12 protein-coding genes and 1 pseudogene are annotated in these 13,207 nt (G+C 56.3%); 4 read left to right on the forward strand and 9 right to left on the reverse strand.

Annotated elements, in window-relative coordinates:
- The first annotated feature begins 14 nt into the window (after positions 1 to 14).
- The gene (locus NCR40_RS28975) at positions 15 to 422 is read left to right on the forward strand and encodes a MerR family transcriptional regulator (RefSeq protein ID WP_250511501.1); all 408 of its coding nucleotides are present in this window, start codon (positions 15 to 17) and stop codon (positions 420 to 422) included.
- Between the two features lie 293 nt (positions 423 to 715).
- Here NCR40_RS28975 and NCR40_RS28980 read toward each other — a convergent pair whose 3' ends face one another.
- The 6 genes and pseudogenes from NCR40_RS28980 to NCR40_RS29000 all read right to left on the reverse strand — a co-directional run bounded on the left by NCR40_RS28980 (position 716) and on the right by NCR40_RS29000 (position 4,952).
- Positions 716 to 967 carry a hypothetical protein gene (locus NCR40_RS28980; RefSeq protein WP_250511502.1) on the reverse strand — a complete coding sequence of 84 codons (252 nt, stop codon included), beginning with the start codon at positions 965 to 967 and terminating at the stop codon, positions 716 to 718.
- 185 nt (positions 968 to 1,152) lie between these two features.
- Positions 1,153 to 1,395, reverse strand: a complete 243-nt coding sequence (locus tag NCR40_RS28985) for a hypothetical protein (protein WP_250511503.1) — start codon at positions 1,393 to 1,395, stop codon at positions 1,153 to 1,155.
- A gap of 275 nt (positions 1,396 to 1,670) precedes the next feature.
- Positions 1,671 to 2,083: pseudogene (gene alaE, locus NCR40_RS31550) on the reverse strand (L-alanine exporter AlaE); the annotation flags it as partial.
- Positions 2,084 to 2,831: 748 nt separating this feature from the next.
- A complete protein-coding gene (locus NCR40_RS28990; RefSeq protein WP_250511504.1) occupies positions 2,832 to 3,692 on the reverse strand; it encodes a YsnF/AvaK domain-containing protein in 861 nt (286 codons plus the stop codon).
- 82 nt (positions 3,693 to 3,774) lie between these two features.
- Positions 3,775 to 4,224, reverse strand: coding sequence for a YsnF/AvaK domain-containing protein (locus tag NCR40_RS28995; RefSeq protein WP_250469525.1), 450 nt, complete (start codon positions 4,222 to 4,224; stop codon positions 3,775 to 3,777).
- 11 nt (positions 4,225 to 4,235) lie between these two features.
- Complete coding sequence (locus NCR40_RS29000; RefSeq protein WP_250511505.1) at positions 4,236 to 4,952, reverse strand: YrzE family protein; 717 nt, start codon at positions 4,950 to 4,952, stop codon at positions 4,236 to 4,238.
- A 450-nt stretch (positions 4,953 to 5,402) separates the two neighbouring features.
- Between NCR40_RS29000 and NCR40_RS29005 the strand changes: the two genes are divergently transcribed.
- Complete coding sequence (locus tag NCR40_RS29005; protein WP_350029334.1) at positions 5,403 to 5,786, forward strand: DUF1003 domain-containing protein; 384 nt, start codon at positions 5,403 to 5,405, stop codon at positions 5,784 to 5,786.
- 277 nt (positions 5,787 to 6,063) lie between these two features.
- Here the strand turns inward: NCR40_RS29005 and NCR40_RS29010 are convergent, their stop codons facing one another.
- From NCR40_RS29010 to NCR40_RS29020, 3 genes are all read right to left on the reverse strand, one after another.
- On the reverse strand, positions 6,064 to 6,408 hold the full coding sequence (locus NCR40_RS29010) for a response regulator (protein ID WP_250511507.1): 345 nt from the start codon (positions 6,406 to 6,408) through the stop codon (positions 6,064 to 6,066).
- 66 nt (positions 6,409 to 6,474) lie between these two features.
- Positions 6,475 to 8,025 carry a hybrid sensor histidine kinase/response regulator gene (locus tag NCR40_RS29015; protein WP_250511508.1) on the reverse strand — a complete coding sequence of 517 codons (1,551 nt, stop codon included), beginning with the start codon at positions 8,023 to 8,025 and terminating at the stop codon, positions 6,475 to 6,477.
- 2 nt (positions 8,026 to 8,027) lie between these two features.
- The gene (locus NCR40_RS29020; RefSeq protein ID WP_250511509.1) at positions 8,028 to 8,831 is read right to left on the reverse strand and encodes an alpha/beta fold hydrolase; all 804 of its coding nucleotides are present in this window, start codon (positions 8,829 to 8,831) and stop codon (positions 8,028 to 8,030) included.
- A gap of 156 nt (positions 8,832 to 8,987) precedes the next feature.
- Between NCR40_RS29020 and NCR40_RS29025 the strand changes: the two genes are divergently transcribed.
- Positions 8,988 to 9,533 carry a low affinity iron permease family protein gene (locus tag NCR40_RS29025; RefSeq protein WP_250511510.1) on the forward strand — a complete coding sequence of 182 codons (546 nt, stop codon included), beginning with the start codon at positions 8,988 to 8,990 and terminating at the stop codon, positions 9,531 to 9,533.
- Between the two features lie 1,262 nt (positions 9,534 to 10,795).
- On the forward strand, positions 10,796 to 13,195 hold the full coding sequence (locus NCR40_RS29030; protein WP_250511511.1) for a hybrid sensor histidine kinase/response regulator: 2,400 nt from the start codon (positions 10,796 to 10,798) through the stop codon (positions 13,193 to 13,195).
- Positions 13,196 to 13,207 lie beyond the last annotated feature (12 nt).

Genomic DNA, 13,207 nt, shown 5'->3' on the forward strand with positions numbered 1-13,207 from the left:
TACAGGGTCAAGCGATGACCGACACATGCTCTATCGGCGACCTGGGCCAGCTCTCGGGCGTCAATGTCGAAACGATTCGCTACTACGAGAAAGTCGACCTGTTACCTGCCATCAGCCGGGCAAGCAACGGCTACCGGCGATACGACGACACCTCACTGGAGCGTCTGGCTTTTATTCGCCGCGGCAGAGAACTGGGATTTACCATCGACGAGATTCGCGAATTGATCGAACTGGCGCATCACCCTGAGCGTCCTTGCGCGGATGCCGACCGTATGACTCGCCTTCACCTCGACGACATCGAGGGCAAGATCCGCGACCTTCAACGTATGCGGCGTGCGCTGCGACAGGTGGCGGATTGCAGCAGTCGGACCGCCGAGCATTGCGCGCTTCTCAGGGCACTTGCCCTTCCGAAAGGGCGCTGAAAATCAGAGGGGCGTGGTTGAATGACCGCTTACAAAGTATTTTCTTCAGATAGAACAGCCGCTAAGCTCATTATGCGGGCCGCAGTGGAATCTACTATGCGTTATTCCCGAAAAGAGTTAAATAAGTAGTATTCACCTTGTACGCCTCCCTGCCCTAAGGGCTTTCAGCGCCTCGGGAGCGAGTCGTGCCGCGACCTAACGTACGGCTGTTCACAAACGTTCGCAAGCAGAAAAGTTGATCGGCCGCTAAAATGCGGTGATTTGAGGGCCCGGCTCCGGTCTTTCGGCCCACATCACCGCTCACCCTCGCGCGCTGAAACATTAGCTTCTATGCGATCTAACGCGAGTAACGGACGTTTGAGGAGGACATCGGCGCGCGCAATAACGAGTGCGCTGGCTAGTTCCGAATTTTGCGGCTCGAGTTGGCCGATATTATTGATCAGCTCAAGTATTCGCATCGCCACGGCCGCGTCGTTTTTGAATTCGTTCGCAATGGTGACTCTGCGCAGCGCGTGCAACATAACCAGGCCGTCCTCTGTCCTCATCCCACCCTCCGTCGAGTAGTCGCAAAAATATATCGTCAGCGCGTTTCAGCACTTCCTCCTCGCTTTGCGGGAGTGACAGTCTGCTTCCTAAGACGAATTTCAAGTGCAGATAAACACAAAAACGCATTGCTGGGCATCAATTTGTAATCCACACTTGCCGTGGCCTTGTCCAACTACGGGACGGTTCACTCGATAAACACCCGACCGACAAGCAAGTCGAACTCCTCCGGCGACGCGGCAACAATGGCGCGGAGCATGGCAACGAAGGCTGTTCCATCTGGAAGTTCGCTCGCCAGTACCCGAGCCGTGCGCAGCGAGATTGTTTCCACCATAGGAGTATGAAATCCGTCTTCGACAGTAAAATCAAACCGATGGATCTCGGGCCCGATGTCATCGACAGCAGAGTGCGACGTGATTTTCGCTTTCATCGTTCGGTCGGGTGAAAGGCTCGCTCGCGTACGCGGAGGAAGACAACCGAGCCTAGAGACGGACTGGCAGGTAATTATGCAGTCACCAACTTACGTCTTGGTTCCGAGCGCTTGTCGTGAGCCTGAAGGCGAACTGCCGTGACGTGCCAATTGCGCTGGTCGCGTTCTTTGTCTCGTGCCTGCATGGCAGCGACGTGCCCTTGCTTGTGCGGGCGCCAGATCAATTGATGACGAAGGTTCGACCTATCCAACGTTATCTCAACGCTACCGCGAAACTAGGTGCGAAGACTCATCGGCCGCGCCCCTCCAGAAGGCAGGCCAAAGAGCCTCTTCACACCGTTCAAAAAGGCACCATATGGACGCCCCAGGACGAGCATCATAATAGTTGCTCCCAAGACTCCGCGCGATAAACCCCCCGAAGCGCCACTTTGCACAATGATCGCAACATAGACCGGAGCTTGAAAGCTCACCAGCGCAACGCTATCCCAAAATAGCTGTGAAGTCGATTCATGCTGCGCGTGGTGCATTACATAGTTCCGCCGGATGCCATAAGGACGTGCAACAGGACCATCAGAGCCGCGCATAGTATTCGCGCGTGAAGAACTTGATACCAACTCATCCCAGCATTAAAGCGCTCGTTGATAACGCCTCTCATGGTAAAGAACAGGATCAGAGCCGTCGTATCACCGACAAAGGCGCGTCAACGATGAGACGTTTCATTATGAATAGCAGGCGTGAACATTTAAGCGAGCTTCCGCTTATGATACTACGTCGATCGAGGAGTGCGGGAGCCAGATTTCCGAGGGAAGATATTCCGAGGCAACGGCATGGCGCGATGTGGCAACTATTAGCGAGGGAACGTCAATATGATGTCGCGAAACGGGTCAAAAAACACTGCTCGATCGTTGGATAGGTAATTCGACTGCACGTTAAGCGGTGGTTGCTTATCTGCGTATCGCTTGTCCAAAGTCCTGCAGGCTAGTCGCCGCCGAACCGAACTCGTGCCCTTTCGCCGACCTAGGCTTCCCCTGATTTCAGCGCTTGGAGTGCAGCGCAAACGCTGTTAATACCTCCCAACAGAAGGTCCTCGGCCTGATGGCCGCGACACGGGCTGAGTCGATCGCGGCCAATCATGTCAGCTCGCTGATTGCCGGAGCACCGCGCGGCGTGCACCCCCGTCCAACTCAACAGGGACCGCTGATTCTTCAGTCGCCTTATGCGCAGCTGATTTCTGCGGTTCTGGTCGCAACCGTTGTCCTAGGTCCAAAGCATGTGGTGAAATCGGTGCTCGGCCGAATCCTCATTCCGTGGACGACATACTTGTTAAGGAGCATGTTCCGTCGTTAAGACGGACCATGCGTCGCCAGGCATGCGCCCGCGAAATTGAGTTGTCAGTCGGCTGCCTAAATAGAACGCAGCAGCCGGCTCATCCAAGGTTAAAGCGGTGTTTTCTTGGTAGCTGGGGTGCTCGTCGACGCGCCTTCGAGGCCTGCGGTTCGTTCGACCTCTACCTCAGTCCCACGCACCGTGTCGTTGACGGTCTCAGTTCGATCTGATGCCTCTTTACCGACGACCACTTCCTCGACGACGCGCGAAGTCTTTGCAACCACCGGCTGTTCGGCTGTTTCCTTAATCTCAACAAACCCTTCCTTCAAGTCTGCTGCAGTCGCAGGCCGATCGACCGCCCGCCGTTCAATGCTAGCGTGCTCTTCGCGAAGCGATACGGACTCACTGGCTGGCGTCTCCGTCAGCCGTGAGTACACTCGCACGCCGCCCGTCTGGACGACGCGCTTGCCAACCTCCAGCGACTCCTGAACGACTGGGAACGCCTGTCGTTCGGCCGCGACCTGGTCGGCGGTGTAGGCTGGAGCGCTCCGATCGTATCCGGTGTAGCCGGCACCGCGCCACTGGGCGACGCGCGAATCGATATCAACAGCGCCTGCCGCATACAGTGCGTCGCGTACGCGCTCGCTTGCGGATTCATCTTGCACGTCCACCGACAAGAGCGCGCCGCCGCGACGAACCGCTTCTTGATAGTGGCCGACTTCCTCGGGACGGCCGTCGTCGCCAAAAAGGTTCTTGAAGAAGTGTTCGATACGTCCCATCGCGCCTTCATGTTGCTCGCCGGTACCGCCCGTCGCCACATCGCGCGTGGCGGTGTCGGTACCAAAAGAAGAACCGGCATCGTTCGTGTGAACGCTCGTATTGGAACGGGCGACGCCTTCTGCTTCGAGCCGGGCCTGTGCAACCTCGGCGTCTTGAAAACTATTAAATGCCCCGATGATCGTTTGAGTCATAGCAGCATCTCCAAAGAAACGCCTACGCTAAGCCAGGAATACCGCGCGTGCCGTGTTTTCGCAACCGCTGTTCCTGCGTCTATCAATTCACATTCGGGTCACGTCTCCATTCGCCATCCGCACCTTCGCGCCGTTCCACAATCAGCTCCTCGGTGTTGACGAGCACTTGATGCACCATGTCCCTTTGCGACTCGGTGGTCTTAATGTGTACCTCTTCCTTCAAGGTCAGTTGCATCCTGACCACAGGCACGTATTCGTAGACAGGGATGATCAGGGTGTTACCTTCCTGCCGTGGTTCGCTGCGCTCGTCTACTGCACGGTTGACCGCGACGCGGCTGACTTCGACCTGTTCGCTCCTCAGCCGCATGGCGACCGGTTGCATTTCCTCATGCACGACCTTACGCACGCGCACTGCGCCGGTTTCTGTTTTTCTGACGTCCACCGCAAGTTCCTCCTGCACGGCAGCGAGGCGAACCTCGTCAGACACGTCAGCGGGCGGCGGCGGAGCGTTTGGAGGCAGTTTTGAGTTCATTGAAAGTTTTATCAAGTACGACGACCCGCTTGAACCGTGCGAGCACGTGCGGGGGCTACATCGCGATCGGCTGCCGATCCGCCGCCTTCTTCAAACCGAGGCTGGTGGCGGAAGCCGGTCGCGCCCGAAACGATGGCGATGATCGCGCCCACGATCAGCGCGGCAAATGAGAACCAGCTCGCTCGGGCAACGCCTTGCGCGGCGGCATCCGCTATCGCACGCGCGTTCTGCTCGGCGTCCGGGCCGGAGGCCGCCGATGCAGCCGACGCCATTGCCGCCTGGGCTTGTTGTTTGGCTGAGTCGACCGTTTGATTACCATTGCTGGATTGATTTGCAGCTGTCGCACCGACCTGTGCGCTCGTCGCGGCGACACTGCCCGCCGTACTGACGGCTCCAGAGATGAGCGAAGTCATGCCGTAGACGACCAGGAGTGTCATGACTGCCCACGAGAGCAGGCCATGCAGCCAGCCAAGCACCGGTGCGCAGCGCCCCGCATAATAAGAACCGACGAAAACCGCAATGACGGTGGTGACAATTACCCACACCCCAGAGCCAAATCCAAAGCCGTGCAAGGCATCGGGCTTAGACATCGGCGAAAGGAGCGAGGCGCCGACCGCCGCGCCTAAGACGCTCATGATCAAATAAACGATCATTGAAAGGATGACGCCCGCAATGACGGCCCCCCAAGACAAGCGTGGTAGCCCATCGCTGGTTGTAAGCAGTTTCATGATTGCCTCCTAATGTTTATTAAATTTTGTGCAGGCCTACGAAGGCCGCAAACGCCGTGCCGTGCGTCCAACCGAAGGCATTCAGAATGCGTTAGATAAAGAATGGAGATTGCCGTGAACAACGGAACCCTCGACATGAATTCGAGAGCAATCTCGATCTCACATAGCGGATGAACGCCGCCTTCAGCCTCGCGGGGGTTATTTGATGTCGATGCTGGGGCAACACGTTGTCCCGTCCATTGCGTTATGTTGGAGGTGAAGGAACCCCCTTCTGACTTGGCTACTTCCACCGACACTCCAGCGCTGACATGACCCAGATCCACGGGCCGACAACAGCACCGCCACGAGCATGCCTGAAGTGATTTACGAGAATCTGGAGAAGGTGTCGCAGTTTGCGCAGCGCGAGGATGCGAAGCACACTTGCTCCAAAGAGTGATTGAGCGAGTCAGCGTGTTCTTTGGCGAACCACGGTTCTTACTGACTTTCCTATGTGCGAGCGTGGCATGGATTGTCGGTGACGTCTTTTTGCATCACCTCGGCTATCGCTACTTCGACGAACCGCCGTTTTCTTTGTTACAGGGCATTGGCACTTTCATCGGTGTCCTGATCACGACGGCGGTGCTTATTCGGCAAAATCGGTTTGCGCGTGTCGAGGAAGATCGCGCGCATCTCGAACTCCAGATCAATCTGCTGGCTGAGCAGAAAACCACCAAGATCATCATGTTGCTCAAGGAGCTTCGACGCGATCTTCCTCACGTACGTGACCGGCAGGACCAACATGCGGAAAACCCTGCTGGCGGCGACCAATCCGTATGCCGTTCTCGAAGCAATTGAGCAACAAAAGGAGCAACGCGAATAAGACGCTATAACCCGTCCCGGGGCCGCGTTCCATCGCAGTAGCAGTTCAATCGAGCAGCGCGGAAATGCCTTCGTCGAGGGGGGTTTCCAAGAGGCTATGACAAACGGGCATTCCCCTGTGATGTTGTTGGCCAACAACCGCCCTTCAAGGCACTTGGGGTGTTCTTCACTGCGTCCAAGCGGGTTTCCTGCGAACTCCGATTCGTAATTGCCGTTCCTGAAACATTGCAGGCGCAGACGAACCGCAACTTCTTTAACCGACTGTCTTTGAAATCAAGCGCAGTAACTTTTCCACGGCAAACGGTTTTTGTAGCAAGGCAACCAATCGCAATTCCAAGACAGGAGGTGTCGCGCTTATTGCGATCACGGGAATATGGCGAAGTCGGTCGTCGGATTTAAGATGATTGAGCAACTCCTCGCCGTTCATCTTCGGCATTTGCCAGTCAGAAATGATGACGTCTGGCAGCCAGCCGTCGACGATTTTAAGGGCGGCAATTCCATTAAGCGCGACTCTCGTTTCATATTTGGCGTCATCGAGTATCATCGAGAGCACTTCAACTATCGCCAGTTCATCGTCGACGAGCAAGATTTTCGGCATGTGATACTTCCTGCTATTACGGTGGAGTGCGCGGCTCACTTCTTCTAAGCAACAGACAGTCCCGATTTACGCCAGCAGCGCGAGTAGACGATCGTAATCGACTGGTTTCGCCAAATGATGGTCAAAGCCTGCATCGAATGCCGCCTGACGGTCCGCTTCCTGGCTCCAGCCGGTAAGCGCGATAAGCAAGAGGGTTTCGCTCGGAAACTCGAGCCGTAGTTTTCGGGCGACTTCATAGCCGGATATGTCCGGCAGGCCAATATCGATGAGCAGAACATCGGCTCGAAAGTCGGACACTGACCGCAAAGCGGCCTGGCCGCTACTTACAGTTGCGGTCACGTGTCCATCGGTTTCAAGCAGCATTGAAAGGCTAACCGCTGCGTCTTCACTGTCATCGACGATCAAAACGCGGCGCTGTTTTCGGTCGGTGGGCGGTTGCCACTCTTCGCCGTCCTGCTCGTTGGATTGAACCGGAGCGAGCGGCAAGAAGATCGTGAATTCGCTGCCTAGCCCCACGCCCGCGCTTGCCGCCGTCACCCTTCCACCTTGTTGTTCAGTCAACGCTCGCACAAGAGACAACCCGATACCAAGGCCGCCTTGTGCATGTGAGCGGGCTGATGGCAGCTGTGAAAACATGCTAAACACCGTCGAGAGGCTCTCGGACGCGATGCCGATGCCCGAATCTCGTACGGTGACCGCTATTTCGCCATCATCACGCCACGCTTCGACTTCGATCCTTCCTCCAGCCGGCGTGTATTTCGCAGCGTTGTTAAGGAGGTTCAGGATGATCTGAGTGAGTCGGGTCGGGTCTGCTTCGACATATACCGATGAGCTCGGAAGTTTCGTCGTGAGTTGGTGGGACTTCGCTCGAATGAGCTCACTTGCGGCTTCGACCGCACCATGAACTGCCGCAGCAATATCGACGCGCTCCAGGCGCAAGTCAAGCTTGCCCTCCGCAACACGAGAAATATCCAGAAGGTCATCGACAAGCCTAGCGAGCTGCGTGACCTGGCGGTCCAGAACGCCGCGGCACCATTCGGCTTGTTGCGCAGAGACCGTATTAGTGGCGAGCAGCCTTACAGCCGCATGAACCGGTGCCAATGAATTACGCAGTTCATGAGCAAGCGTAGCCAAGAACTCGTCCTTGTGGCGATTAGCCAGGAGCAGGGCATGTTCTGCCCTACTTTTTGCTTCAAGAGCGTCCTCGGCCTGCCTGCGAGCGCGCAGAAGCTCGCGTTCATATTTATGACGGTCATGCACGACCATGCAGGCCAGATCGTCGATATGCTGATTCTCAAGTGTCCTGCGCGATGCGTTGATCAGCATCGGCACTTTGTGTCCATCGCGATGACGAAATTCAAGTTTGACTTCTGCGACGGACCCTTGCATCTGCAGTAGCGGCGCCCAGTGAGTCTGGTGAAAAACTTTGCCGCCCATCGTCAGAAGATCCTGCACGCGCCGACGATTGACCAAATCCGAGGCTTCAAGACCCAACCAACGACAGAATGTGGCATTCACACGCACGATGGTCCCGTCAGTCGCTGCGGTGATGAGACCGCACGACGCGTGCTCGAAAGCGTCGCTCAGTGAGCCAGGCGGCCGAGGAGTGGGTCCCATCTTCAGAGGCCTAACCCGCGCAAAAACGCTTGGGTTGCCGCCCCGCTCGGCTCGGGCGCGCTCAAATGCGGACAGTGTCCCACATTGTCGACGACGGCAAGCGTGCTGCCGACAATGGTTTTGTGCATGTATTCACCGACCGCAACCGGGGCAAGCAAATCGTCGTTGGATTGAATGATCAGCGTCGGAGTAGTGACACTGCTCAGCTCACGCCGATGGTCTGCAAGAAATGTGACCCGCGCAAAGTGGGCAGCGATGTCCGGATCCGTTCGGCAGAAACTGTTCACCAGTTCTTCTCCGAGCTCAGGTCGCTCGGGAGCGCCCATGATGGCCGGTGCCATTGACCCTGCCCAACCAAGATAATTGTTCTCCAAGGTTTCGAGCATCTCTTCGATATCGTCCCGCTCAAACCCGCCAACGTACTCGCCGTCATTGATGAAACAGGGAGACGGGCCAATCATGATGTTCGCCGCAAATTTCTCCGGTGATTGAATGGCCGCGAGCATGCCAATCGTCGCGCTAACAGAGTGCCCAACAAACACCGTTGGGCCGCTCGCAAACTGATCGACGATCTCAAGCACGTCGTCGGCATATCCGCGAAGCGAACCATACTTGTTGCGGTCATAAGCAGACAAGTCTGACCTCCCGCTGCCGACCAAGTCAAACATGATCGTTTGATAATTCTCCCCGAACGTCCGCGCGAAGGTGCGCCACATGTTTTGGTCGCAGCCGAAGCCATGTGCGAAAACGAGCGTGACAGGTCCCGCTCCACCAACATGGACATTGTTGCGCGTCCTGAGATTCATAGCAGCTATCCAAGAGTCAATGCCCGATTATTCCATAGGCGCTCGTCGAGAAACTTTTCGACTCCTGCCACCGGGGAACGTCTAACCCACTCGTTTGTAGGATGGTCGAAAGCTGGACAGTTTAAATTATCGCGGAGATCACCACCCATAACCGCCATGAAAACAGACGACCAATTCGTCGAAGCCGAACCGATGGATACCGTACCAACGACGTCCACGCCGGCATACGCTAATCGGCACCCTATCGCTCGCGCTTTCGATAATTTTGCAAGTGCTGTTACGCGTTGGGCCGGATCGCCCCTCGCTTTTGGACTCGCGGTCATCTCGGTGATCGCGTGGCTTGTCTCAGGACCTGTGTTCCACTTCTCAGAAAATTGGCAGTTGGTGATCAATACGGGTACAACCATCGTAACGTTCCTGATGGTGTTCCTGATTCAGCAAAGCGCCAATAAAGATAGCGTGGCCGTCCATCTGAAACTTAACGAGCTACTAGCGTCACACCGGTCAGCGAATAACCAGCTGATCGGAATCGAGGACGCGTCAGAGGACGAGCTGCGAAAACTCGCCGCCGCTTACCTAAAACTTGCCGCCGACGAAGAAAGTGCTCGGAGGCATCTTAGCGACGACTTTGGCGCGGCTGCGGACATTGCGCGTCGGCTTGCTGAGACGAGAGCACGATCCGTGAACGAAAAGTTGTCTTGAACCGCCATATAGTTAAACGTCGGCCTTGCCGCGCCTTAACCTGTCCTCTTCGCCGTTGGCCGCTTCAGCGCCGTTCGACGAAGGGCCGGCTCACTCAATAAATACGCGGCCGACAAGCGAGTCGAACTCCCCCGACGACGCGGCGACGATCGCGCGAAGCATAGCGACCGAGGCTGTGCCGTCTGGGAGTTCGCGGACCAATACCGGTGCCATACACAACAAGATTGTTTCAAATATAGTCGTATCAAAGCCGTCTTCGACCGTGAAACCGAAACTTGGGTTTTGAGTCCGTTGTCCTCCACTGAAAAAGCTTTGATGTCCATCAGTTCACGCAGAACGACATTCATCGGATCACCAACCGATACGGCTATGCATCGTGGGCCATCCACCGCCGGTGTCACCACCGTCACGGTCTGCAACAAGGTGGCCGCATGCCTCGCCCAAACAATAGCTTGCAGGAGGTCATCCGTCTACTGACTGTCCATGGCAGGGTTGCCGGCATGCACTCACTCGACCGGGGCTGGCTGTTCAGGGTGGACATTGGCCCCGTTATGATGCCTATGTAGGGCCGAGAGCGCCATTAAAAGGGCCTTTCTTCAGTTTTGTATTCGGAGAAACGCAGCGGTCATGTCGAGCGGCTCGACCGGCTTCGAATAGGCATGGGTTGCGGAGTTACCGTCAAGTCGACATCAATGGTGATGCGAAGGGAAACGTTATAACTGGTCATCATTGCGATCCGATCGCAAAAGAATTCCTATCCCGCCCCCAACTTTTTTAATATGGTTTCTTCATTCCGCTGCCTGGCGAAGCAGGCTGATTTGGTGGCGAGTGTCGTTCTTGCCCCGATCCGGAGACGTCGTTCTTTATGCTTGGTCCAGTCGCAGAGTTAGATGGATATCGACCACCCGAGTGCAAATACGTCGACACATCGGTACCGTTATCTTGTGAAGGCAAAGGCTCGTTGCTCGTCGGCTTGCCAACGACCGTCGCCACGGTTCGGGGTTTCTCACGCTCGTCCGCCAGCGCAGCAACGGAAAGGACTACGGCCAAAATCCCGAGAATCTCCGCGGTAAGCATGCCTACTCCTTCTGTATGAAAGCCCCTCCTCACAGTCCGGGTGCCATATCCCCACCGTCTCGACGCGGGCACGGTGACTATTGCTAACTTGTCGGCTGAGCGAAGCGCATAAACCGGCACGGATGTTGCGCCATCACGTTCTTTCATTAGACAACGAAGCGCCGTATCCAGGCGCAACCGCGCACATGGCCTCTGGTTTAATCTTCGAAGAAATCTTCAATACCGCCCCAACGGGCGGTTACCTGCTTTCTCCTTCGCCAGACGCAATCATTATGGCGGTCAATGACGCCTTCCTAAAGGTCTCTACGCTTCGTCGCGAAGACATGGTCGGAAAAAGCCTTTTCGATGTCTTCTCGAACAATACATCTGATCCGAACGATACTGGCGTCGAAGCGCTGCGAACGTCCATTGCGCGAGCGATCGAGACCGGCGAAGCACAGGCGATGCCGCTCCAGCGCTTTCCCCTCTGGATAGCTAGTGATGACGGAACCACCCGTTACGAGGAACGGTTTTGGAGCGCCGTCAATACACCGATCTTCGATGCTACGGGGCGCTTATTGTGTGTTTCTCACACCACAACCGATGTTACAACGGCGCACCTGACCCGGCAGTCCCTCGCAGCAAGTGAACAGCGATTTCGCAGCTTGTTTGACGCGATCAACCAAGCTTTCTGCGTGATCGAACTGTCGTTCGACGAGAACGGAAAAGCAACCGACTACAGTTTTGTGATGGCAAATGCCGCATTCGAGGCGCACACCGGCCTCGGAGACGTCGTTGGAAGGCGTGTCTCGCAGCTCATTCCAGGTCACGATCGCCATTTCTTCGACATCTATGGTGCGGTGGCAATCAATGGCCACCCCGTGCATGCACGCAGAGAGGCAACGAAGCTCGGGCGTTGGTTCGATATTTACGCCTTCCGTCCTGACGTCTCAACACCGCGCCAAGTCGGTGTCCTTTTTTCCGATATCACTGAGCAGCGCACGAGCGAGGAGCGGCTACTTGCGAGCGAGCGAAACGCGCACGCCGCCGCGCGTAAGGCCCTCGACGCTACGCGTCGCCTCGATGCAGTTTTAGAGGCCGTTCCAGTCGGCATCGTCGTTAGCGACAAAGTCGGCGCTATTGAACGGGTCAACCGTTCCTTCGTTCGCTTGTGGGGAGAAAACCATCCCCGCCCGGTGCAAATCGGTGATTTCAAGAAGTGGAACGGGTATTGGGCAGATCACTCCGACCGGCACGGCCAACCCCTTGCCGCTAACGAGTGGACGACAGCACGCATTCTGCGTGGCGAGGACGCTTCACGGGACATCGTTTCTATTGAAAGCTTCGATGAACCACCAGATCGTCATACGCTTCTGAGCACAGGCGCGCCGATCACAGACGATCACGGTGGAATCGTAGGTGCAGTTGTCGCCCAGCTAGACATCACCGATCGAATCAACGCTGAAGAGGAACTGCGGTTGGCGGACAAGCGCAAGGACGAGTTTCTGGCAATGTTGTCTCACGAGCTGCGCAACCCTCTTTCTCCAATCGCAAGTGCAGCCGAGCTGATGCGAGTGGCACCCAACGACGCACAACGGGTCAGCAAGTCATGTGAAATCATCTCTCGACAGGTAAAGCACATGACCGGACTTATTGATGACCTTCTTGACGTTTCGCGAGTGACGCAAGGGCTGATCAAACTCAACATGGAGGTGCTCGATGCCAATCGGGTAGCCGCCGATGCGATTGAGCAAGTCAGGCCGCTTGTCGAGCGAAAGAAGCATCGTCTGTCGCTGCGTACTTCCTCGACCGCGGTATTAGTGCGGGCCGATGAAAAGCGACTGACACAGGTATTCGTTAACCTGCTCAACAATGCTGCCAAGTTCACGCCGAACAACGGCACTATCGACTTTACTGTCGCAGCGGAACGCGAGTTCGTTAAGATCACTGTCGCTGACAACGGGATCGGAATGACGCCCGAGGTGGCGGCTCGGGCATTCGACCTATTCGCCCAAGGCGAACGCAGTTCCGATCGCTCGCAAGGCGGCCTTGGGATCGGTCTCGCACTAGTTAGAAGCTTGATGCAACTTCACGGGGGAAGCGTCCGAGCTTACAGCTCGGGGCCCGGCAAGGGCAGCCGATTTGTCATGTGCCTTGAGCACGTCGAGACGTCCGGCGCTTTAGGAAACCAGCAAACGCGAGAGCCGTCAACTACACCGTCACTTACCCGACTACGCGTGCTGGTCGTCGACGACAATTTGGACGCCTCGGAGACGCTCGCGATGCTGATGGATTCACTCGGCAATGAGGTGCGGGTCGCGGCGAACGGCCATGCAGCTCTAACGGAGACTGAACAATGGAGCCCGGACATTTGTCTTTTAGACATTGGTTTGCCTGATATGGACGGATATCAGCTGGCATCGCTACTCAAGAAGCGGCAGTCAACATCTGGTGCAATTCTCGTCGCGGTGACTGGATACGGCCTTCAGCAAGATAAAGAATACGCGCTGGCAGCAGGCTTCGACTACCACTTTGTCAAGCCGCTAGACGTTAGCAGGCTGTTTTCGTTGCTTGGTGACCTTGCTTCACACCGACGACGGGAGTGATCCGTTAGTCCA

Source organism: Caballeronia sp. GACF4 (assembly GCF_023631025.1).
In the GTDB taxonomy this organism is placed as follows: domain Bacteria; phylum Pseudomonadota; class Gammaproteobacteria; order Burkholderiales; family Burkholderiaceae; genus Caballeronia.